23 protein-coding genes are annotated in these 22,079 nt (G+C 60.5%); 6 read left to right on the forward strand and 17 right to left on the reverse strand.

Going from position 1 to position 22,079, the window contains the following annotated elements:
- Window positions 1-35 precede the first annotated feature (35 nt).
- The gene (gene ptsP, locus PG897_RS10985; protein WP_043169270.1) at window positions 36-2,315 is read right to left on the reverse strand and encodes a phosphoenolpyruvate--protein phosphotransferase; all 2,280 of its coding nucleotides are present in this window, start codon (window positions 2,313-2,315) and stop codon (window positions 36-38) included.
- Window positions 2,316-2,329: 14 nt separating this feature from the next.
- Entirely contained in the window at window positions 2,330-2,857 is a 528-nt protein-coding gene (gene rppH / locus PG897_RS10990; RefSeq protein WP_005308708.1) for an RNA pyrophosphohydrolase, read from the reverse strand.
- 733 nt (window positions 2,858-3,590) lie between these two features.
- Between rppH and mutH the strand changes: the two genes are divergently transcribed.
- Window positions 3,591-4,265, forward strand: coding sequence for a DNA mismatch repair endonuclease MutH (mutH, locus tag PG897_RS10995; protein WP_201881980.1), 675 nt, complete (start codon window positions 3,591-3,593; stop codon window positions 4,263-4,265).
- A gap of 81 nt (window positions 4,266-4,346) precedes the next feature.
- A complete protein-coding gene (locus PG897_RS11000) occupies window positions 4,347-4,676 on the forward strand; it encodes an isoamylase early set domain-containing protein (protein ID WP_005308703.1) in 330 nt (109 codons plus the stop codon).
- 103 nt (window positions 4,677-4,779) lie between these two features.
- On the opposite strand, the gene rplS is transcribed toward PG897_RS11000, so the two are convergent.
- From rplS to ffh, 5 genes are all read right to left on the reverse strand, one after another.
- Window positions 4,780-5,127, reverse strand: coding sequence for a 50S ribosomal protein L19 (gene rplS, locus PG897_RS11005; RefSeq protein ID WP_005308701.1), 348 nt, complete (start codon window positions 5,125-5,127; stop codon window positions 4,780-4,782).
- A gap of 32 nt (window positions 5,128-5,159) precedes the next feature.
- Window positions 5,160-5,909: a tRNA (guanosine(37)-N1)-methyltransferase TrmD gene (gene trmD / locus PG897_RS11010; protein WP_005308699.1), complete on the reverse strand. Its 750-nt coding sequence runs from the start codon at window positions 5,907-5,909 to the stop codon at window positions 5,160-5,162.
- A 34-nt stretch (window positions 5,910-5,943) separates the two neighbouring features.
- Complete coding sequence (rimM, locus tag PG897_RS11015; RefSeq protein ID WP_005308697.1) at window positions 5,944-6,465, reverse strand: ribosome maturation factor RimM; 522 nt, start codon at window positions 6,463-6,465, stop codon at window positions 5,944-5,946.
- Between the two features lie 24 nt (window positions 6,466-6,489).
- Complete coding sequence (gene rpsP / locus PG897_RS11020) at window positions 6,490-6,738, reverse strand: 30S ribosomal protein S16 (protein WP_005308695.1); 249 nt, start codon at window positions 6,736-6,738, stop codon at window positions 6,490-6,492.
- Between the two features lie 182 nt (window positions 6,739-6,920).
- Window positions 6,921-8,297, reverse strand: a complete 1,377-nt coding sequence (gene ffh, locus PG897_RS11025; RefSeq protein ID WP_005308693.1) for a signal recognition particle protein — start codon at window positions 8,295-8,297, stop codon at window positions 6,921-6,923.
- A gap of 221 nt (window positions 8,298-8,518) precedes the next feature.
- On the opposite strand from ffh, the gene PG897_RS11030 reads away from it, so the two are divergent.
- Window positions 8,519-9,310: a cytochrome C assembly family protein gene (locus tag PG897_RS11030; protein WP_005308690.1), complete on the forward strand. Its 792-nt coding sequence runs from the start codon at window positions 8,519-8,521 to the stop codon at window positions 9,308-9,310.
- Between the two features lie 43 nt (window positions 9,311-9,353).
- Window positions 9,354-10,634: an HlyC/CorC family transporter gene (locus tag PG897_RS11035; RefSeq protein WP_005308688.1), complete on the forward strand. Its 1,281-nt coding sequence runs from the start codon at window positions 9,354-9,356 to the stop codon at window positions 10,632-10,634.
- A 54-nt stretch (window positions 10,635-10,688) separates the two neighbouring features.
- Here PG897_RS11035 and PG897_RS11040 read toward each other — a convergent pair whose 3' ends face one another.
- The gene (locus PG897_RS11040; RefSeq protein WP_005308686.1) at window positions 10,689-11,156 is read right to left on the reverse strand and encodes an Rrf2 family transcriptional regulator; all 468 of its coding nucleotides are present in this window, start codon (window positions 11,154-11,156) and stop codon (window positions 10,689-10,691) included.
- 110 nt (window positions 11,157-11,266) lie between these two features.
- On the opposite strand from PG897_RS11040, the gene hmpA reads away from it, so the two are divergent.
- Window positions 11,267-12,460, forward strand: a complete 1,194-nt coding sequence (gene hmpA / locus PG897_RS11045; protein ID WP_201881978.1) for an NO-inducible flavohemoprotein — start codon at window positions 11,267-11,269, stop codon at window positions 12,458-12,460.
- A 102-nt stretch (window positions 12,461-12,562) separates the two neighbouring features.
- On the opposite strand, the gene PG897_RS11050 is transcribed toward hmpA, so the two are convergent.
- The 6 genes from PG897_RS11050 to PG897_RS11075 form a co-directional block, all read right to left on the reverse strand.
- Window positions 12,563-13,156, reverse strand: a complete 594-nt coding sequence (locus PG897_RS11050; protein WP_010635149.1) for a tetratricopeptide repeat protein — start codon at window positions 13,154-13,156, stop codon at window positions 12,563-12,565.
- Between the two features lie 449 nt (window positions 13,157-13,605).
- Entirely contained in the window at window positions 13,606-14,541 is a 936-nt protein-coding gene (gene mdh, locus PG897_RS11055; protein WP_005308680.1) for a malate dehydrogenase, read from the reverse strand.
- A 221-nt stretch (window positions 14,542-14,762) separates the two neighbouring features.
- Window positions 14,763-15,425 (reverse strand): arginine ABC transporter permease ArtM, encoded by a 663-nt coding sequence (gene artM, locus PG897_RS11060; RefSeq protein WP_017780274.1) that lies wholly within the window; start codon window positions 15,423-15,425, stop codon window positions 14,763-14,765.
- Between the two features lie 2 nt (window positions 15,426-15,427).
- Window positions 15,428-16,078 (reverse strand): arginine ABC transporter permease ArtQ, encoded by a 651-nt coding sequence (gene artQ, locus PG897_RS11065; RefSeq protein ID WP_017765288.1) that lies wholly within the window; start codon window positions 16,076-16,078, stop codon window positions 15,428-15,430.
- A gap of 3 nt (window positions 16,079-16,081) precedes the next feature.
- Window positions 16,082-16,819, reverse strand: coding sequence for a transporter substrate-binding domain-containing protein (locus PG897_RS11070; RefSeq protein ID WP_010635152.1), 738 nt, complete (start codon window positions 16,817-16,819; stop codon window positions 16,082-16,084).
- 25 nt (window positions 16,820-16,844) lie between these two features.
- Complete coding sequence (locus tag PG897_RS11075; RefSeq protein ID WP_005308671.1) at window positions 16,845-17,585, reverse strand: ATP-binding cassette domain-containing protein; 741 nt, start codon at window positions 17,583-17,585, stop codon at window positions 16,845-16,847.
- Between the two features lie 201 nt (window positions 17,586-17,786).
- Here PG897_RS11075 and argR point away from each other — a divergent pair, with 201 nt between their 5' ends.
- Complete coding sequence (argR, locus tag PG897_RS11080) at window positions 17,787-18,257, forward strand: transcriptional regulator ArgR (RefSeq protein ID WP_005308670.1); 471 nt, start codon at window positions 17,787-17,789, stop codon at window positions 18,255-18,257.
- 82 nt (window positions 18,258-18,339) lie between these two features.
- Here the strand turns inward: argR and PG897_RS11085 are convergent, their stop codons facing one another.
- The 3 genes from PG897_RS11085 to PG897_RS11095 form a co-directional block, all read right to left on the reverse strand.
- Window positions 18,340-19,245 carry a Dyp-type peroxidase gene (locus PG897_RS11085; protein ID WP_201881977.1) on the reverse strand — a complete coding sequence of 302 codons (906 nt, stop codon included), beginning with the start codon at window positions 19,243-19,245 and terminating at the stop codon, window positions 18,340-18,342.
- A gap of 103 nt (window positions 19,246-19,348) precedes the next feature.
- Complete coding sequence (locus PG897_RS11090) at window positions 19,349-20,383, reverse strand: ABC transporter ATP-binding protein (RefSeq protein ID WP_201881976.1); 1,035 nt, start codon at window positions 20,381-20,383, stop codon at window positions 19,349-19,351.
- 69 nt (window positions 20,384-20,452) lie between these two features.
- Entirely contained in the window at window positions 20,453-22,078 is a 1,626-nt protein-coding gene (locus PG897_RS11095; RefSeq protein WP_201881975.1) for an ABC transporter permease, read from the reverse strand.
- Window position 22,079 lies beyond the last annotated feature (1 nt).

Genomic DNA, 22,079 nt, shown 5'->3' on the forward strand with positions numbered 1-22,079 from the left:
TCCGATCATTCGTCAGCAGGGACAAGGCATGATTATCAATCAGACTGTTTCGTTTTGTGACCGGCACGCAGCAAACCGCCCAGACCGTGCTCTTCCAGATAGCGGGCAAACAGGCCGCGCAGCACATGGGGATTGTCGTGCTTGAGGCCGTCGGTCAGCAGCACAGTCAGCTCGCTCAGGTTGGCCTGGCGCAGTACGTACTTGATGCGTGCGATGTTGTGGGTGTTCATGCTGAAGCGACGATAGCCCATGGCCAGCAGCAGCAACACCCCGACCGGATCACCGGCCAGCTCGCCACAGACCGAGACCGGTTTTTGGTAGCGACGGGAGGCATCGACCAGCAGCTGCAGGGCACGGATCACCGCCGGATGGAAGGCGTCGTAGATGTTGGCGACCCGGGCGTTGTTGCGATCCACCGCCAGCAGGTACTGGGTCAGGTCGTTGCTGCCCACCGACCAGAAGTCGATGAGCGGCGCCATCTCGGGCAGGATGTAGAGGGCGGAAGGCACCTCGATCATCACCCCGAGGCTCGGGTAGCGGATCACCGCCTCACGGCTGGCCGCCTCTTCCGACACTTCGCGCCAGGCCTGATCCAGCAGGCGGCGAGAGGCCTTGATTTCACTGACGCTGCTGATCATCGGCAGCATGATGGCCAGATTGTCCAGCCCTTCGCTGGCCCGCAGCATTGCCTTGAGCTGCACCAGGAACAGTTCGGGGTGATCCAGGGTGAGCCGGATCCCCCGCCAGCCAAGGAAGGGATTTTCCTCGACGATGGGGAAATAGGGCAACTGCTTGTCACCCCCCACATCCAGGGTCCGCATGCAGACCGGCCGGTTGCGATAGGTCTCCAGAATGCCGCGATAGCGGGCGGTCTGCTCCCACTCGGAGGGGAAGCTGTCCTGCAGCATGAAGGGGATCTCGGTGCGATAGAGGCCGACCCCGTCCGCCAGCTGATTGAGAGAGATCTCGGTGTCGGCGCTGAGGCCGGCGTTGAGCAGCAGAGAGACAGGCACGCCATCGGCAGTCTCGGAGGGCTGGTTGTCGACGCTGCGCACCAGGGTATCGAGCGCCCGCTCTTCGCTCAGCAGCTGACGATACTCGGTCAGGATCACCTGATTGGGCTCGATGAAGAGATCGCCGCTGTAGCCATCGACCACCAACATGCGACCACCGATGTCGCCGAGCGGCAGATCCACCCCCATGATGGCCGCCACCCCCATGGCGCGGGCCAGGATGGCGGCGTGGGAGTTGGTGCCCCCCTTGAGGGACACCACCCCGGTCAGGAACTCGCGGGGCACCTCGGCGAGGATGGTGGCCGTCACCTCATCGGCAACCAGCACCACCGGCTCGCCGATGGCGATGTGCTCGGGCTCGTTTTGCACCAGCCGACTGATGAGCCGCTGAGCGATGTCCTTCACATCGGTGGAGCGCTCCTGCAGATAGGGATCCTTCATCCCCTTGAACTGCTCGATGAGACGATCGCTGATGAGCTTGACCGCCGAGACCGCCGTCCAGTGCTCCTTGCTCACCTTGTTGCGGATCGGCTTGATGTAGCCGGGATCGTCCAGCAGATGCAGGTAGATATCGAAGATCGCCACCGAGTCCTGGCTGTAACTCTCGCGAAAACGCAGGGCCAGACTCTCCAGGTCGTGGCGCACCTCTTCCACCGCCACGTTCAGCCGCGCCAGCTGGCTGGCGTGATCCTCATCCTTGCGCGGGGTGATGGAGCGCAGCTCCTTGCGTGGCCGCCACACCCAGGCCTTGGCCATGGCGATGCCGCTGGCCCCGGCAATGCCGCGCAGCGGCTTGCTCCAGTCGGTCTTCTGCAGCCACCCCTTGGCCTGAGCCTGGGCGATTCGCGCCGCCAGCTGGGCCGCCAGGGTGACCATGAAGGACTCCTCCCCCTCATCGAAGAGGCGGCTCTCCTTCTGCTGCACCACCAGAATGCCCACCACCTGGCGCTGATGCATGATGGGAGCGCCGAGGAAGGAGCGAAACGCCTCTTCGGCCACATCGGGCAGGAATTTGAAACTGGGGTGGGAGGGGGCATCGGCCAGGTTGATCAGCTCTTCGCGTTGACCTACCAGGCCGACGATACCCTGCTCGAACGGCAGAGTGGCCTTGCCCACCGCCGACTCGGCCAGACCGTCGGTCGCAGCCAGCCGGTAGCGGCGCATTTCAGGTTCGGAGACGTAAACGGAACAGCAGTCCACCGACATGGCCAGCCGGGTCTGGCTGACCAATGCCTGCAAGGCCAGCTCGAGGGTATTGGCTTCGGCCATGCTTTCGACGATGCGTCTGAGTTCCGTTAACAACTAATCTGTGCTCCTTAGCGGGCGCGATTACGCCGCCCATCCTTCTTGTTGACCTGCACTGCCGGCACCGGCATCGCCAGCGGGGCAAACTCCTTCATCACCCGGCGATAGACTTCCCGCTTGAAGGAAACCACCTGACGCACCGGGTACCAGAAGCTGACCCAACGCCAGTCATCAAACTCCGGATGACCATGACAACCGAACTGGATCCTGGACTCCCTGCCCGGATCCAGCTGCAGCAGGAACCATTTTTGTTTTTGGCCAATACAGACCGGTGAACTGTCCCAACGAACGAGGCGTTTTGGCAAGCGATACTTCAACCAGTTGCGACTGGTCGCCATGATGGTCACATCCTCGGGCTTGAGGCCTATCTCCTCATACAGCTCACGATACATGGCCTGCTCTGGCGTCTCACCGTCATCAACTCCTCCCTGCGGAAACTGCCAGGAGTGCTGCCCATAACGCTTGGCCCACAATACTTGTCCGTCACGGTTACAGATCACGATTCCGACATTGGGACGAAACCCATCGCCATCTATCACGTGATCACCTTATAAAGGCTGAATCTATAAGGGGATTGTTCCACATTCACCTCGTGGCAGCAAACAAGGACTGCAATCCCCCATTCATGAATAACTTTCGATTTCAAGCAAACTTATAAACAAATTAAAGGATCAGATCCTACAATTTGCCCACCCAGACTGTGCATAAGCCTGTGAGCAAGCGGGTATATACAGTAGTTTTATTTATCTGCTCCAAACTGCCCCACAGCATACAGGATGCAATATAAAACAAAATATGTATTTAAATACATGGTGTTAAACAAAGAATGCTGGATCAAGATCCATGTCTTTTACCGCCGGCGATCCGGGATCCGGATTGTGAACAAGTTCGACTGTTCAAAGATCCACCACGGCTATTTTATCCACAGGAGTGGCACACTATCTGCCCCGATATCGCCGCAAAAATCGGTGCCGTTTCACATTTTTTTGTAACAACAGGGTGACTATTCCTACTTTTAAGCAGTTATCCAAGATTTCTGTGGATAACTGTGTGAAACAGCGCGAGCAAACCCTTGGACAACTATTTCAAGGCAGGATCCAGCGCTACGCCCATCGATAAATTGGAGACAAATTCCTTTAAAATCATTACGATAAACACTTACACACAAAACTGCTCCCCCTGTGCATACCCCTGCCAGGATCGGTTATAAAAACAGCGATCCTCAGGGAGGATCAGAGTTGCTAGAATAATCCCTCTTTGCAGGAGTCACTCATGCCCGCCAACCCCCGCTCCGAACAGGAACTGCTGGCCCGCGCCTACGCCATGGCCGGCTTCACCCTGGCCCAGCTGGCCGCCGACGCCAACATCGCCGTGCCGGCGGATCTGCGTCGGGACAAGGGCTGGGTCGGCCAGCTAATCGAGTGGCAGCTGGGAGCGAGCGCCGGCAGCAAGCCGGAGCAGGACTTCCCGGATCTCGGCATCGAGCTCAAGACGATCCCCATCGATCCTCAGGGCAAGCCGCTGGAAACCACCTTCGTCTGCGTGGCACCGCTGATCGGTGTCAGCGGCCAGCACTGGGAGGAGTCCAACGTGCGCAACAAGCTCTCCCGCGTGCTCTGGATCCCGGTGGAGGGCAGCCGAGAGATCCCCATCGGCGAGCGCCGGATCGGCATGCCGCTGCTGTGGAGTCCGAATGAAGAGGAGGAGATGCTGCTGCGCCAGGACTGGGAAGAGCTGATGGACATGATAGTGCTGGGAGAGGTGGAGCAGATCAGCGCCCGCCACGGCCAGGTGCTGCAACTGCGTCCCAAGGCGGCCAACAACAAGGCGCTGACCCGGGCCATCGGTCGCAATGGCCAGCCGATCCTGACCCTGCCCCGCGGTTTTTACCTCAAGATAGGTTTCACCCACGGCCTGCTGCAGCGCCACTTTGCCCTGCCCGCTTGATCTCTGTTATCAACATCCTTGTCATAAAGTGATATAAAAATAGACAGTCGCTATTTTTCGCAATCAGGACAAGGAGGCGTCATGCCGATCAACAAGCAATTTCTCAAGTCCCGCCCCGAGGTCAAGGTGACCTTTGCGGTGGAAAGAGAGGCCGCGGGAGAGGCCGAGCAGGTGTTGTTGCTGGGAGAGTTCAGCCAGTGGCAACCCATCGAGCTCAAGCGGATGAAGAGCGGTGAGTTCAAGACCACCCTCAACCTGCCGACCGATGGCCCCAGCCATTTCGAATACTGCTATCAGCTGGTTCAGCCGAACGGGGAGACCCGCTACGACAACGACTGGGCGGCGGATGACTACGTACCCGGCCCCTTCGGGCGAGACAACTCAGTGGTGCGGGTCAGCCAGCCAGGTTGAGCCGGCACACCCGAAAGTGGATACAAAAAAGGCTCGCCATTGGCGAGCCTTTTCACTACCTGTCGAGCATTTCGCCGACATATCGACACCAATTCGAATCGAATTAGTTGAGCTTCTCTTTGATACGAGCAGCTTTACCGGACAGGTTGCGCAGGTAGTACAGTTTGGCGCGGCGAACATCACCACGACGCTTCAGTTCTACACTGTGGATCAGCGGAGAGTGAGTCTGGAATACACGCTCAACACCTTCGCCGTTGGAGATCTTGCGAACGGTGAAAGCAGAGTGCAGACCGCGGTTACGCTTGGCAATCACGATGCCTTCGAAAGCCTGCAGACGCTCTTTACCACCTTCTTTAACACGAACTTGAACACGTACGGTGTCGCCCTGGGCAAAAGCCGGGATGTCGGTACGCATTTGCTCTTGTTCAAGCTGCTGAATAATCTTGCTCATTGTCTTTCCTTACCTAGGATAAACTGAAAACTCTACTTAACGCTGTCACGCACTTCGCGGACATACTCGGCAAGAAGTGATTCTTGCTCGTCAGTCAGAGCTAGGTTGTTAATAAGTTCCGGCCTTCTTTGCCAGGTTCGTCCGAGCGATTGCTTGAGACGCCAGCGTCGAATCACTTCGTGATTGCCGCTTGTCAGCGCCTCGGGCACCGCCAGCCCATCCAACACCTCCGGCCGAGTATAGTGGGGATGATCCAGCAGACCGTCCGTAAAGGAGTCCTGCTCGGCACTGGCCTGATCACCCAAAACCCCTGGGACCAGACGCGAAACCGCATCGATCAGGGTCATGGCAGGCAACTCGCCACCACTTAACACGTAATCCCCGATAGACCACTCTTCGTCGACTTCGGTTTGTATCACGCGTTCATCGATACCTTCGTATCGACCGGCTACCAGAATCAGTTTCTGATTCGTCGCCAACTCGGTCACGCCCGCTTGAGTCAGCTTGCGTCCCTGAGGAGAGAGATAGATGACTTTCGCCCCGTCTCCCGCCGCTTGCTTGGCTGCATGAATCGCGTCACGCAGCGGCTGAACCATCATTAGCATGCCGGGCCCACCACCATAAGGACGATCATCGACCGTACGGTGTTTGTCGTGGGTAAAGTCCCGGGGGTTCCAGCACTCAATCTGCAGCAGGCCACTCTTGACGGCCCGACCCGTTACCCCGTGCTCGGTAATGGCTCGGAACATTTCAGGGAAGAGGCTAATCACCCCAATCCACATAAGAAACCTCCGGCACCCGTGTTAGCGCGGGAAACTAGAAACCAGGATCCCAATCAACTTCGATTGTTCGAGCAGTCAGATCAATATTCTTGATCACCTGCTCTTCCAGGAACGGAATCAACCGCTCCTTCGCACCAAAGGCATCTTTTACATTGGCCTCAACCACCAACACATCGTTGGAGCCGGTTTCCATCAATTCGGTCACCTTGCCCATGTCGTATCCCTTGGTGGTCACTACCGAGCAACCAATCAGGTCACGCCAGTAGAACTCGCCCTCAGGCAACGCAGGCAACAGATCGGCGGCTACGCCAATCTCGACATTGGTCAATGCCAGGGCATCCTCGCGCACGTCGATACCATCGAGTTTGCAGATCAGACCCTTGTTGTGACGCTTCCAGGATGAAACCTGAATTTCACGCCACACCCCGTTCTGATTGATCAGCCAGGGGTTGTAATCGAAAATCGCTTCGGCAACATCGGTGAAGGAGTTCACTTTAAGCCAGCCCTTGATGCCGTAAACGGTACCCAGGGTGCCCAGAACTACAGGTTTTTCCACCTTAACTCCTTACCGTTTGGCTGATTAAGCAGCTTTGGCAGCGTCTTTGATCAGCTTGGCAACGCGGTCAGAAACAGCGGCACCAGTAGCAACCCAATGCTCGATACGAGCCAGGTCCAGGTTCAGCTTTTCAGCGTTACCAGAAGCAACCGGGTTGAAGAAACCAACGCGCTCAATGAAACGACCGTCGCGGGCGTTACGGCTGTCAGCAACTACTACCTGGTAGAACGGACGCTTTTTCGCGCCACCACGTTGTAAACGAATGGTTACCATATCGTCCTCATTAACATCTAATGAACAAGGCCCGCAAACACGCGGACCCTAGCTTAAAATAAGCCGCATAATTCTACTTGGATTCGTAATAATTGCAACCAAGCCAGCCATTTTTTGCGCAGAGCCGCAATGAAAAGGGCCTGCCGCTGGCAGACCCTCGCACTCAACGTCAGCCCGAATAATCAGAACGGACCGCGGCCGCCACCGAAGCCGGGAGGCAGCATGTTCTTCATCTGGCTCATCATCTTGCGCATGCCACCCTTGCCGGACATCTTCTTCATCATGCGCTGCATCTCGGTGAACTGCTTGAGCAGCTTGTTGACGTCCTGCACCTGCATGCCGGAGCCCGCGGCGATACGGCGCTTGCGGGAGCCCTTGATGAGGTCGGGATGGGCACGCTCCTTGGGTGTCATGGAGCTGATGATGGCCTCCATCCGCACGGTGAGCTTGTCATCCATCTGATCCTTGACGTTGTCCGGCAGGCCGGACATGCCGGGCAGCTTGTCGAGCATCCCCATCATGCCGCCCATGTTGCGCATCTGGGCCAGCTGCTCGCGGAAGTCTTCCAGATCGAAGCCCTTGCCACTCTTGACCTTGCTGGCCAGCTTGGCTGCCTTCTCTTTATCGACGGTGCGCTCCACCTCCTCGATGAGAGAGAGCACATCGCCCATGCCGAGGATGCGGGAGGCGAGACGATCCGGGTGGAACGGCTCCAGCGCGTCGGTCTTCTCGCCCATACCGATGAACTTGACCGGCTTGCCGGTGATGTGGCGCACCGACAGGGCGGCACCGCCACGGGCATCGCCGTCCGCCTTGGTGAGGATCACGCCGGTGAGCGGCAGCGCCTCGTTGAACGCCTTGGCGGTGTTGGCGGCATCCTGACCCGTCATGGCGTCGACCACGAACAGGGTCTCCACCGGCTTGATGGTGGCGTGAAGGTGTTTGATCTCCTCCATCATCTCGCCATCGACGTGCAGACGACCGGCGGTATCGACGATCACCACGTCATAGAACTTCTTGCGTGCCTGATCGATGGCCGCGTTGGCGATGTCCACCGGCTTCTGGCTGGCATCGCTCGGGAAGAAGTCGACGCCGATGTCGCCGGCCAGGGTCTCCAGCTGCTTGATGGCCGCCGGGCGGTAGACGTCCGCACTGACCACCAGCACCTTCTTCTTGTTGCGTTCCTTGAGCAGCTTGGCCAGTTTGCCGACCGTGGTGGTCTTACCGGCACCCTGCAGACCCGCCATCAGGATGATGGCCGGCGGCTGGGCCGCCAGATTGAGCTGCTCGTTGGCCTCCCCCATCACGGAGACCAGTTCGCCGTGCACAATCTTGATGAAGGCCTGGCCCGGGCTCAGGGACTTGGCCACTTCCTGGCCCACCGCCCGCTCCTTGACGCGCGCGACGAAGTCACGCACCACCGGCAGGGCGACGTCCGCCTCGAGCAGCGCCATGCGAACTTCGCGCAAGGTATCCTTGATGTTCTCTTCGGTCAGGCGGCCACGGCCGCTGACGTTGCGCAGGGTGCGCGAGAGTCGTTCAGTCAAATTCTCAAACATGACGCATTCCGGTTCTTGGCGTAACAAATGGGAGGCATTATACCTCACTCGCACGATGAGGACGATTATTCGCCGCACTCGGCTGAGGTCAGCCCTGTGCGGCTGGCCCAACATGCTGCCTATATATGGGCAGATCGGCGGCAGCACAACTGGCGAGCACATCTTGTGCAAGGTATACTGCCCTTCCTGTTCCCAATCGCTTGCTCGACAACGACCCGGTTATGATCGTGATCTCTGTTCTGGCCCTGGCGTTCTATCTGCTGGCCATCATCGCCTCTCTGCACCTGCTGCTCAGTGCCAAACCAGTGGGACAAGCCCCCCTGTTTGCCTGCATCGGACTGGCCCTGATCGCCCATGGCGCCGCCCTCTCCGGCGAGGTGCTGGTAACCCACTCAGGGCAGAATCTGAGCATGCTCAACGTGGCCTCGCTGGTCAGTCTCATCATCAGCTGCTTCATGACCTGCGTCACCCGCCGCTTCAACGGCTGGATCCTGCTGCCGGTGGTCTACAGCTTCTCGGCCCTGTTGCTGGCCGCCAGCGCCCTCATTCCCGGTCGCTATATCACCCACCTGGAGGCCCATCCCCAGCTGCTGCTGCATATCGGCCTCGCGCTGATGGCCTACTCGGTATTGATGATCGCCTGCCTGTTTGCGCTGCAGCTCGCCTGTCTGGACCGGCAACTGAAGACGCGCAAGATCAGCCAGCTGCCGGCCATGCCGCCCCTGATGACGGTCGAGAAGCGGCTGTTCCAGCTCATCTCGGCCGGCGTCCTGTTGCTGACCCTCTCCATTGCCTCCGGCCTCTTCTTCCTCGAAGACATGTTCGCCCAGGGCAAATCCCACAAGGCCATCCTCTCGATCCTGGCCTGGTGCGTCTACGTGCTGCTGCTGTGGGGCCACCATACCCGTGGCTGGCGTGGTCGCAAGGTGATCACCCTGAGCCTGATCGGCAGCTTCATTCTGACCCTGGCCTACTTCGGCAGCCGCTTCGTCAAAGAAGTGCTGCTGAGCTGAACGCCCACTACTTCTTCATCACACAGTCCCACAGGAGCCCTTCTTGGACAGTATCTCAACGAGTACATTGCTGATTGTTCTCGTTATCTTGATCCTCATGTCTGCCTTCTTCTCAAGTTCTGAAACCGGCATGATGTCGCTCAACCGTTACAAGCTGCGGCATCTGGCCCAGACCAAGCACAAGGCTGCCCGTCGGGTGGAGAAACTGCTCTCCCGGCCCGACCGCCTGCTGGGGCTGATCCTGATCGGCAACAACCTGGTCAACATCCTGGCGTCAGCCATCGCCACCATCGTCTGTATTCGTCTATTCGGGGATCTGGGGGTGGCCATCGCCACTTTCGGCCTGACCCTGATCGTGCTGGTGTTTGGTGAAGTGACTCCCAAGACCCTGGCGGCCATGTTCCCGGAGAAAGTCGCCTATCCAGCATCTTGGGTGCTCAAGGGGCTGATGGTGCCGCTTGCCCCCTTCGTCTGGATGATCAATGGCATCACCAGCGGTCTGCTCAAGCTGCTGAAGATCAATCCGAACAAGGATGACTCCCTCAATACCGAGGAGCTGCGCACCATCGTCAACGAGGCGGGCAGTCTGATCCCCCAGCGCCATCAGGAGATGCTGCTCAGCATCCTGGATCTGGACAAGATGACGGTGGAACACATCATGGTGCCGCGCAGCGAGATCTACGCCATCGACATCAACGATGACTGGAAGACCATACTGCGTCAGCTGGCCCACTGCGCCCACACCAAGATCCTGCTCTATCGCGACAACATCGACGACGTGGTGGGTTTTCTGCACGCCCGCGACGCGCTGCGCCTGATGGCCAAGGATCAGTTCAACAAGTCGAGCCTGCTGCGGGAAGTGGACGAAATTTACTTCATTCCGGAAGGGACGCCCCTCAACGTGCAACTAGCCAAGTTCCAGCGCAACAAGGAGCGGATCGGCCTCATCGTCGACGAGTATGGCGACATTCAGGGGCTGATCACCCTGGACGACATCCTGGAAGAGATAGTGGGCGACTTCACCACCTCCATGACCCCGGCGCCCAGCGACGAGATCCATCCCCAGCCGGATGGCTCCTTCCTGGTGGAGGGCTCGGCCAGCATCCGCGAGCTCAACAAGGAGATGAACTGGCAGCTGCCCATCGACGGGCCCCGTACCCTTAACGGCGTCATCCTCGAATATCTGGAGGAGATCCCCCAACCCAACATCAGCCTGCGGCTGGCCGGCTACCCCATCGAGATCCTGGAAGTGGAGAACAACATGGTGAAGATGGCGCGGATCATGCCGGCGTTGTACCGAAACGAGTCGGGACTGGAAGATTGAAAAAAGGCTGCCGATGGCAGCCTTTTTCTATTGCGTCATTGGCCGGCGATCGGCTCACTCATCTTCGTCGCCAGGCTCCAGCACCAGGGTCGGGATCAACTCGCCGAAGACCTGCTGCAGCTCGTCGCGATTGGCCAGCAGATCCTGCAGCGTGTAGCTGTCCATCACCGCCAGAAACGCATTCATCGCCTCTTTCAGGGCACTCTTCAGCAGACAGACAGAGACGATGTGGCAAGCCGGCGAGTTGCAGTCGATGCCGTCCAGGTTCCCTTCCAGCGCCCGGATCACCTGGCCGATGTTGATGCTCTCCGGCGCGCAGGCCATGCGAATGCCGCCATTCTTGCCGCGCTGGGACTGCAGGTAACCCAGTTTCACCAGCTGGTTCACCACCTTCACCATGTGGTTGCGGGAGACGTCATACAAGGCGGAGACCTTGGCCACGCTAGACAATTCGCCCTCCGGCAGGGTCGCCAGATAGAGCAGGGCTCTCAATCCAAAATCGGTATAGCTAGTTAGTCTCATAGTGCCTGTGTCGCATCACGCGGAAATTGATTATTGATTCAGATCAAATAAACATCTAGGATGCAGCTTATTAAGTGACATTCTAGATGTTCAATTAGCAAGGAACCCCTATGTTAGACCAAGCCACCATCGCCGTCATCAAAAGCACCATCCCTTTGCTCGAATCAGCGGGCCCCGCGCTCACCCAGCACTTCTACCAGCGCATGTTCAGCCATAACCCGGAGCTGAAGGACATTTTCAACCTGGCGCACCAGCGCAGCGGCGGTCAGCCGCTGGCGCTGTTCAATGCGGTGGCGGCCTACGCCAAGAACATCGACAACCTGGGGGCACTGGCCGGTGCCGTGGAACGCATCGCCCACAAGCACACGGGTTTCCTGATCCAGCCAGAACAATATCACATTGTAGGTAGTCATCTCTTGGCCACGCTCAAAGAATTGGGTGGAAGTGCGGTCACCGACGAGGTGCTGGATGCCTGGGGCAAGGCTTACGGCGTGCTCGCCAGCATCTTCATCGGCCGCGAGAGCGAGATTTATCAGGAGAAGGCGAACGAGATCGGTGGCTGGCAAGGCCCCCGCCCCTTCCTGATCAAGGAGAAGCGGGTCGAGAGCGAGCTCATCACCTCCTTCCTGCTGGCGCCGGTGGATGGCAAGCCGGTGCTGGACTTCAAACCGGGCCAGTACCTCAGCATCAAGCTGGTCCATCCCGAGCTCGAGTATCAGGAGATCCGCCAGTACTCCCTCTCCGATGCCCCCAATGGCCAGCACTACCGCATCAGCGTCAAGCGCGAGCCGCACGGCCAGGTCTCCAACCTGCTGCACGATCATCTGCAGGAGGGCGATCAAGTGGAGCTGATGCCGCCCACCGGCGATTTCTACCTGAAAGCCGATGGCCATACCCCGGTAGTACTGCTCTCGGCCGGTGTGGGTGTCACGCCGATGATGAGCATGCTCAACCAGCTGCTGACGAGCAGCCATCAGGCCGACATCACCTGGCTGCACGCCTGCGAACAGGGTGCCGTGCATGCCTTCAGGGAGGATATTCAGCAAAAATCCCGCCAGCACGCCAACCTGTTGAGCCGGGTCTGGTATCGGGAGCCGCAGGCCAGTGACGTGCAGGGCGAAGAGTACCATCATGCCGGCACCATGGATCTGAGTGCCGTGCAGGAGCGCATCACGCCGCAGGCCCACTACTACTTCTGTGGCCCTCTTGGCTTCATGCAGGCCGTCAAGCAGCAGCTGATCGCGTCGGGTATTCCGGCCGGCCAGCTCCATTACGAAGTTTTTGGTCCCCACCAAGATCTGTAAGGCGGGCGGATCACTATAACTTGATGAGGGGCCAGCCTGTCACGGCACGGCGGCTGGCCCCTCCCGGCCCACGGATGCAGATCCGTGGGTCATTTTTTGGGATCAGTGCATCGCCTTGGCACGGGCGATGGCGTTGGCGGGCATGCGATTGCCGAGCCGGCTGAGCAGGCTCGCCGCCTTCTGGTGGGTGGCCTTGTCACCGATGACGGCGCCGTGCAGCCAGTGATACGCCTCCTCGTAGTCCAGTGGGCTTCCCATGCCCTGCAACAGCATCTCCACCCACTCGATCTGCGCCCGCTGGAAGCCCAGGCTGGCGGCCTCCCGCATCAGGGTCTCGGCCTTGAGCAGGTCCTTTTGCACCAGGGTGCCCTTCCAGTAGTAGCGACCCAGTTGCTCCAGCGCCGGCGCCAGCCCTTGATTGGCCGCATCCCACATGAATTTCACCCCCAGCTCCGCATTGGGCTTGATGCAGACCCCCCAGGCCAGCATGTCCCCCCACAGAAACTGATAAGAGGGGATCTTCATCACCTCGGCCCGCACCTCGATATCCTGGGTGAGCTGGCACCTGTCCTGCTTGACCTGCTGCAGGTGGCGGCCCTGCTCAATCCAGTTGAGCAGCTCGTCCTGGCGATAGAGCGGCACCGCCTGCAGCGCGCCGCTGTCCACGGTCAGGCCGCTGGCCGGGGTGCTGGTCATGGGACGATTGTTCGGCGAACGGTCGCCCTCTGCAGCGACAGGCGCGGGAATGGGGGCTGCCGCTGGCGCAGCGGCGGGTGTTGTACTCGTTGCCGCAACCGGTGCAGAGGGGTTGGCGGATGGCGTTGCCGTAGTTTGCACGGCCGCCGGTGCGGGAGCCTCAGCAGAGGACGGGGCGGCAACCTCCGGCTGCGCCGGCGCACTGGCCGCCGGCGTGGCCCCGCTCGTCGCGGTGGCGGCAGAGGTGGAAGGCTCGGCCCCCTGCGCCTGGCCCGTCAGCAATGGGGGCGTCAGCAAACAGAGCAGGCCGACAAGGGTAATGGGTTTCATCATAAGGATCTCCTGCAGCACCCTGTTATCGGCAGCCGGCGACATCCCCTTAGTCCGGCACCACCTGCCCATAACGACAAAGGGGAGCCGAAGCTCCCCTTGCTGTCCATCCGGACGCCTTACTTGACGAAGTCGACACCCAGCTGGATATCGGCTTTCAGGGTGGCCAGCATGCCATCCATCGCCTCTTGTTCGAAGGCGCTCAGCTTGCCGTAGTCCAGCACGGTTTCGACGCCGTTCTTGCCAAGCAGGATGGGCTGCGCGAAGAAGGTGGCGTGCTTGCCGTCGCCTTCCACGTAGGCGCACTCGATGACGTTGGCTTCACCCTGCAGACCCTTGATCAGCGACAGACCGAAACGGCAGGCAGCCTGGCCCATGGAGAGAGTGGCGGAACCGCCACCGGCCTTGGCTTCCACCACTTCGGTACCGGCGTTCTGGATACGCTTGGTCATGGCGGCCACTTCGTCGGCGGTGAAGCTGGCACCTTCAATCTGGGAGAGCAGCGGCAGAATGGTCACGCCACTGTGGCCACCGATCACGTTGACGCGCACCTTGTCGACGTTCAGACCCTTGGCCTCGGCCACGAAGGTCTCGGCACGGATCACGTCCAGGGTGGTGACGCCGAACAGGCGACGCTTGTCATAGACACCGGCTTTCTTCAGCACTTCGGCGGCGATGGCGACCGTGGTGTTGACCGGGTTGGTGATGATGCCGATCAGCGCTTTCGGGCAGGAGGCGGCGCACTTTTCCACCAGATTCTTGACGATGCCGGCGTTGATGTTGAACAGGTCGGAACGATCCATGCCGGGCTTGCGCGCCACGCCGGCGGAGATCAGCACGACATCGGCGCCGACCAGAGCCGGGCTCGGGTCTTCACCGCAGAAACCTTTTACTTTCACGTCAGTCGGGATATGGCTCAGATCGACCGCCACGCCCGGGGTCACCGGAGCGATGTCATACAGGCTCAATTCGGAACCAGCAGGCAGACGGTTTTTCAACAGCAGAGCGAGGGCTTGGCCGATGCCACCGGCGGCACCCAGAACGGCAACTTTCATGATCAACTCCATGTTTAAGCGTAGGTTTAAGGTTGTTTCTTGTTGTGCGCCCAACCTTAAAGGATCCCCCCCTAAAAAACAATCTGATAACAGTTGTAATCACAGGTTCTGTGAGCCAATAAACAGGCGGCGAATAAAAATGGGGGAAAATGCAAAAAATTGGAGGGGAAGCACAGATTTCCTGCACTTCCCCTCACCATTAATAGGTAGATCTGCCGACTTCAGCCCTGGAAGGCCAACGCCCTGCGTTCACACCAACGAAAACCAATTGTTAACAATCCGTTCATGGTCAGGTAGAGGGCACCGGCCACGGTGAACACCGCCAGGGTGTCATAGGTCTGGGCATTGAGGCGCTGGGCCAGCCCCATCACATCCATGATGGTGATGGTACTGGCGAGCGAACTCCCCTTGAGCACCAGGATCACCTCGTTGGAGTAGGCGGGTACCAGTCGCCGGGCGGCGTGACGCACCTTCATCCACAGAGTTTGGCCGGCGGAGAAGCCGAGCGCGCGGCAGGCCTCTACCTCACCGGCCGGGATGGCATCGAGCGCCCCCTTGAACAAGCGGGTGGAGTAGGCGGCGGTGTTGAAGCCGAGCGCCAGCACGGCGCAGAACCAGGGCTGCTTGAGCAACGGCCAGAGCGGCCCCTCTTTGAGCCAGGCAAACTGGCCCGGCCCGTAGTAGATGAGGAAGATCTGGATCAGCAGCGGCGTGCCGGTGAAGACCAGCACCCACAGCTGCACCAGCTGGGTCGCCACCGGGATGCGGCGCTCCAGCACCCAGGTCATGGCTGCCGCCATCAGCACGCCCAGCAGCAGACTGCCGGCGGTCAGTTGCAGAGTAATCGCCAGGCCACCCAGCAGGGTCATCAGGTAATCCTGCATGATCAGCCTCCGTAACGGCGGGTATAGCGGGCTGCCTGCTTCAAGCCGAACTCACTCACCAGGCTGATGGCCAGGTAGATGAGGGCCGCCGCGGCATACCAGGTGAAGGGTTGATAGGTACTGGCCGAGGCCATCTGGGCCTGGCGCATCATCTCGTTCACCCCGATAAGCGACACCAGTGCAGTGTCCTTGAGCAGCACCAGCCACTGGTTGCCGAGTCCCGGCAGGGCGTGCCGCCAGGCCTGGGGCAGCACGATGCGAAAGAAGATGTGGCGCTTGCCAAGGCCCAGCGCCAGCGCCGCCAGCCGCTGCCCGGCGGGCACCGCATTGAGGGCGGCCCGCAGGGTCTGGGTGGCGTAGCTGGCGAACAGCAGGGAGAGCGCCAGCACGCCGCAGGCGAACGGGCTGAACTCCACGTACTCGCCAGTGATGAGGAACAGCACCTGGGTCGAGCCGAAGTAGATGAACAGCACCACCAGCAGCTCGGGCAACCCGCGAATAAGCGTGGTGAGGGTGGCTACCGGCCACACCAGCCACCGCTGCTTGCTCAGCTCGGCGGCGCTAAACGCCAGCGCCAGCACCATGCCCCCGACCAGGGAGGCCAGGGCCAGCCCGAGGGTCATCCAAGCTGCATCCAACAACAGGCTCAACATGGCTTAGTGCGCGAAATATTTGTCGTAGATCTTCTGATAGGTGCCGTTGGCCTTGATGTCGGCCAGCCCCTTGTTCAGCTGGGTCAGCAGTTCCTGATTGCCCTTGGCCACCGCGATGCCAAAACCGGTACCGAAGTACTTGGCGTCGGTCACAGGTGCGCCGATCACGCTGTACTCCTTGTGCTGCTTGAGCCAGTCGGCGGCGACCGCGGTATCGGCAAACACGCCGTCGGTGCGGCCGTTCATCATGTCGAGGAAGGCGCTCTGGTAGCTGGCATAGGGCACGGTCAGCAGCCCCTTGCTCACCCAGTTGTCCACCAGATAGGACTGGTGGGAGCTGCCGTTCTGCACGCCAACAGTCTTGTCCACCAGATCTTCCGGCCCCTTGAAGTCACCCTTCTTGGTCACGAACACGGCGGAGTTCTGGTAATAGATGTCGGAGAAGTCGACCTGGGCGGCCCGCTCCGGGGTCACGTCCATGGCGGCGATGGCGGCGTCGTAGCGACGGAATTTCAGGCTGGGGATCAGGCTGTCAAAAGCCTGGTTGTGGAAGCTGCACTCCAGCTTGGCCTGTTCACATATGGCGCGGGCCAGGTCGATATCAAACCCCTGGAACTCGTTCTTGTCGTCCAGGTATTCGAACGGTGCGTAGGTGGCCTCGGTGGCGAACTTGATCTCTTTTGCCAGCACCTGGGTGCTCAGCAGGCCCATGGCCGCGATCAGCAACAGACTCTTTTTCATGACAGCTTCCTTATCGATTTGAATATCAATGCATCAAGAATTCGGCAAACCGGCTGGTTTGCGGGGCTTGGAAAATGGCGGCGGAGCCCGCTTCGATGATCCGCCCCTTCTCCAGATAGATCACCTGGCTGGCCACCTTGCGAGCGAACTCTACCTCGTGGGTCACCACCACCTGGGTGATGCCGGTCTGGCCCAGGTTGCGGATGATCTCCGCCACTTCCTTGGTGATCTCGGGGTCGAGGGCCGCGGTCGGCTCGTCAAACAGCAGCACCTGGGGGTCCATCATCAGGGTACGGGCGATGGCCACCCGCTGCTGCTGACCACCGGAGAGACGCGCCGGCCAGGCGTCGCGCTTGTCGGCCAGTTGCAGCTGGGCCAGCAGATAGCCCCCCTTCTCCATGGCCGCCGCCTTGCTCATGCCAAGCAGCTTGACCGGCGCCTCGATGAGGTTCTCCATCACGGTGAGATGGGGCCACAGGTTGTACTGCTGGAACACCATGCCCACCTTGCGGCGCAGCGCCTGGGTCTGGCGGTTGAACTCGGCGGTGGAGAGGCTGGAGGGGAAAGAAAATTCACTTTCACCGATGCGCAGGACACCGGCATCCGGGGTGTCCAGCAGGTTCATCATGCGCAGCAGAGAACTCTTGCCGGCACCGCTCGGACCCAGCAGCACCAGGGTTTCACCGGGTGCGGTCCGAAAGCTGACCTGTTGCAGTACCGGCACCTTGTGCCAGGATTTTTCGATACCGATTAATTCAATACCCATACAGCCCAATTGAATAAGTTTTCAAAATTTCGTCCTGATTCTAACGCTGGCATGGGTGGATGCAAGCTATATTTGAATCAATATGCAGAACAAGCGCCGCTTCCTTGCAAAAATAGGCATATGAATGCAAAATGGGCACGCTGTTCATATCTGCCGCCTGAGCGTGACAGGCAGCCAAACCTCCTCATTCGTGAGTCCAAGATGAAGCATAACGACAAGCAAGAAAAACTGGCCAAGGCCTTTAAAGCCTTGCTGAAAGAAGAACGATTTGGCTCCCAGGCAGAGATAGTGACTGCCCTGCAAGAGATGGGCTTCGAAAACATCAACCAGTCCAAGGTATCGCGCATGCTGAGCCGCTTCGGCGCCGTTCGCACCCGCAATGCCAAGATGGAAATGGTTTACTGCCTGCCGGTGGAACTGGGCGTGCCCACCACCTCCAGCCCGCTCAAGAATCTGGTGCTGGATGTCGACCACAACGGCGCTCTGGTGGTGATCCATACCAGCCCGGGTGCGGCCCAGCTGATCGCCCGCCTGCTCGACTCCCTCGGCAAGGCCGAAGGGATCCTCGGCACCATCGCCGGTGACGACACCATCTTCATCACCCCGACCAGCGACACCGACATCGAGGAGCTCTATCTCTCCGCCCTCGAGCTGTTCGAACAGACGCCGTAAGGGCGGCAACCGCCCCGTGGCGGTTGCACCAAAACGCAAAATCCCGGCCAAGGCCGGGATTTTTGTTATCTGCGGGTCGAGCTTATTTGCCCTGCCCTATCAGAAAATCTTCTGAGGGGGCGAAGAAGGCCGCGCCGGTCACCGCACTGGTGAAGCGCAGCAGGTGATCGAAGTGACTGCCCTCCCCCTTGTACATGCTGGCCAGCATAGCGTTGAAGTGCAGCGGAGTGCGACAGCAGGAGATGAAGTAGAGCCCCTGCTCGGTCATGGTGCCCCAGGGCATGCTCTGGCGCAGGATCTCCATGGACTCCCCCTTCGGGGTCTTGAGGTTGACCCGCTTGATGTGGGCGGTCAGCGGCTTGTCGGCCGACTCGTACTCGATGTTGTCGACCTTGGTGCGACCTATGATGTCTTCCTGCTCTTTTTGCGCCAGCTTCTCCCAGTCGCTCATGGCGTGGACCCAGCGCTGCACGTGGATGTAGGAGCCGCCGGCAAACTCGCCATCGGCCAGCAGCGCCACTTCGGCGCGGTGCTCATCTTGCGGGTTCTCGGTGCCGTCGACGAAACCGGTCAGGTCGCGGCAGTCGAGGTTGCGAAAACCGCGCACCTCTTCCGCCAGCTCCACCAGCCCGGCCAGCAGGGCCATGACGCGCTGACCGGCGTGGTGCAGCACATCCACCCGATCGGCGCGCAGCTGCACGAACAGATCGAACGGGGTGTTGGGGGCCTCCTGGCCGTTGGCGGATTGCGCCATAAAGCCACGGAACTGGGGCGGACGGGCGGCGGGATAGAGGCCATCCCAGGCGTCGGCGCCGACGGCCACCAGACCGCTGAAGCCGGCAGCGGGGAAATCGGCGGCCACCGCCTCCCACAGGGCCGGCAACCTGGCCAGACGGGCCACCAGTTCGGCGGCGTCACCGGTGCGGTTGAACATCAGATAGAGGGCGTGCAGATTGGGCTCGGCACAGATCCCGGCTTGGGCTTTCATATATCTCTCCCCTGAACAGGCATTGGCGATATGGGCGGATAGCGTTGCGCGATTATAAACCAGCGCGGTTCCAGTTCATTGATTTCACAACGATATCACGCGTTCAGGGTAAAGGGTCAAACAACACCAGCGCGTGAGGGGGCACCCTGACCCGCGCCCGCGCCCCCTCCAGCGGCTCGCCGATGCTCGCCTCCAGCCGCAGCTCGCCGCTCTCGAACAGCACCCGGCAGTGGTGGCCGAGGAACTGCTGCTCCACCACCTTGAGCTCGCCATCCGCGGCGCTCTCCAGCAACAGCTGCTGGGGCCTGAGCATCAGTTGCAGCAGCTCACCCACTGCCCGGCCGTGAGGCTCGCTGCCACAGATGACCCCGAGCGCCGTGCGCACGCAGTGGCTGTCCACCACCTCGGCTGCCAGGTAGTTGACCCCGCCGAGAAACTCCGCCACGAAGCGGTTCTGGGGGCGGCGATAGAGCTGTTCCGGCTGGCCCACCTGCTCGATGTGACCCGCACGAAACAGCGCCAGCCGATCGGCAAAGGCAAAGGCCTCCTCCTTGCTGTGGCTGACGAAGATGGCGCCGATCCCCTGCTGCTTGAGCAGGGCGCGGATCTCGAGGATCAACTTCATCCGTACCTGGGTGTCGATGTTGGAGAAGGGCTCGTCCAGCAGCATCAATCTCGGCTTGCACACCAGCGCCCGGGCGATGGCCACCCGCTGTTGCTGGCCACCGGATAGCTGGTGCGGATAGCGATCCCCCAGCCCCTGCAGATTGACCAACGCCAGCGCCTCGTCCACCTGTTGCTGGCGGACACGGCGATCGAGCCGGGTCAGACCGAAACCGACGTTGTCCGCCACCGTCAGGTGGGGGAAGAGGGCGTAATCCTGAAAGATCATGCCGATGTTGCGCTCCTCGGGCGGCACGCTGGCACCCGGCCCGTCGAGCAGGGTATCGCCGAGGCGAATCGTGCCCTCCGCCAGCGGCAACAGGCCGGCGATGGCCTTGAGCAGCGTGGTCTTGCCGCAGCCACTCGCCCCCAGCAGGCAGACAATCTCGTTGTCAGCCACCGTCAGGGAGAGCTGTTCCAGCACATTGCGGCCGTTGTAACGGCAACTGACATTTTCAACCTGCAAACAGGACAAGGCTGACTTCCTCATATTCTTTTGAACCAAACCGACCGGCGGCCGGACAACATTTCAAGGTTGGCGGGCTCAGTGCCCCGCCCCATCCAGGTTGCGGTTGACCCAGATCAGCGGCAACAGCCCCACCAGCACGATGACGATGGCACCAAGCGCGCCGCGCTCCAGCATCTCGTCCGACACGAACTGGTAGACGTGGGTCGCCAGGGTATCGAAGTTGAACGGCCGCAGCAGCAGGGCTGCGGGCAGCTCCTTCATGGATTCGATGAACACCAGCATGGCACCGGCAAACAGGCCGCGCTGTACCAGCGGCAGGTGCACCCGCCGCAGCATGGCGCCATCTCCCTGCCCCAGGGAGCGGGCCGCCATGTCGAGGCTGGGGGAGATCTTGCCCATGCTGCTCTCCACCGAGCCGATGGCGATGGCCACGAAGCGCACCAGATAGCCGAACACGATGGCGGTGAGGGTACCGGTCAGCAGCAGCCCAGGCCCCTGACGCCCCAGCCACTCGGCCAGATCGTTGATGGCAAAGTCGAGAGCGGTGAGCGGCACCAGCACCCCGATGGCGAGCACGGTACCCGGCATGGCGTAACCCATGGCGGCGATGCGAAGGGGCAGCAGGCTTTTGACTCCACCGTCGAGGCGACGGAAGAAACCGAGCAACAGGGCGATCCCCATGGCAAGCAGGGCAGTCAGCGCCGAGATGAGCAGACTGTTGCCGGCGAAGCGGACAAACTCCGGCGTCCAGGAGAGTTCGAAATAACGCACCCCATAATCCAGCAGGATGACGAATGGCAGGCCGAAGCCGGCCAGCACCAGCCCCCAGCACCAGAGCGCAGCCAACCAGCGTCGCGCCCCCTTGAGCGGGTAGCGCAACGGCTGTTCGTGACCCATCGACTTCTGGAACACCTGCTGGCGCTGGCGGGAGCGACGCTCCATCGCGATCAGCAGCACTACCGCCAGCAGCATCAGGCAGGAGAGCTTGGCGGCGGTGGCCAAACTGCCGTAGCCGAGCCAAGTGTCGTAGACCGCCGTGGTCAGGGTGTTGATGGCAAAGAAGTGGACGGTGGCAAAGTCGGCCAGGGTCTCCATCGCTACTAGGGAGACGGCCACCATGATGGCCGGGCGCGCCAGCGGCAGGCTGAGGCGGCGAAAACTCTGCCAGGGGGTGCAGCCCAGCAGACGGCTGGAGTGAATGAGGCTGACCGACTGCTCCAGAAAGGAGGCGCGGGTCAGCAGATAAACGTAGGGAAACAGCACCAGCGCCAGCACCCAGGCGGCGCCGCCGAGGGAGCGGATGCCCGGAAACCAGTAATCGGCGGGGGATTGCCAGTCAAACAGGGTGCGTAGCCCCGCCTGCAACGGGCCCGAGTAGTCGAGCAGATCCGTGTAGACATAAGCCACTATGTAGGAGGGCATGGCCATGGGCAGCATCAAGGCCCACTGCAGGGCACGGCGCCCCGGCACCTGACACATGGCCACCAGCCAGGCGGTGGGCACGCCGAACAGCAGACTGAGCAGCACCACCCCGATAACCAGCCCCAGGGTATTGCCAAGATAAGCGGGAAGCACCGTATCGGCGAGATGGCGAAACAGATCTCCGTCAGCCGAGAAGGCGGAGAAGACCAGGGCAAGCACCGGCAAAGCCAGCAGCAGGGCGGTGGCCCAGCTGCCGGTAATCCATCCAAAATTTTTCATG

The sequence above is a fragment of the Aeromonas sp. QDB20 genome (assembly GCF_027707805.1).
GTDB lineage: Bacteria > Pseudomonadota > Gammaproteobacteria > Enterobacterales > Aeromonadaceae > Aeromonas > Aeromonas dhakensis.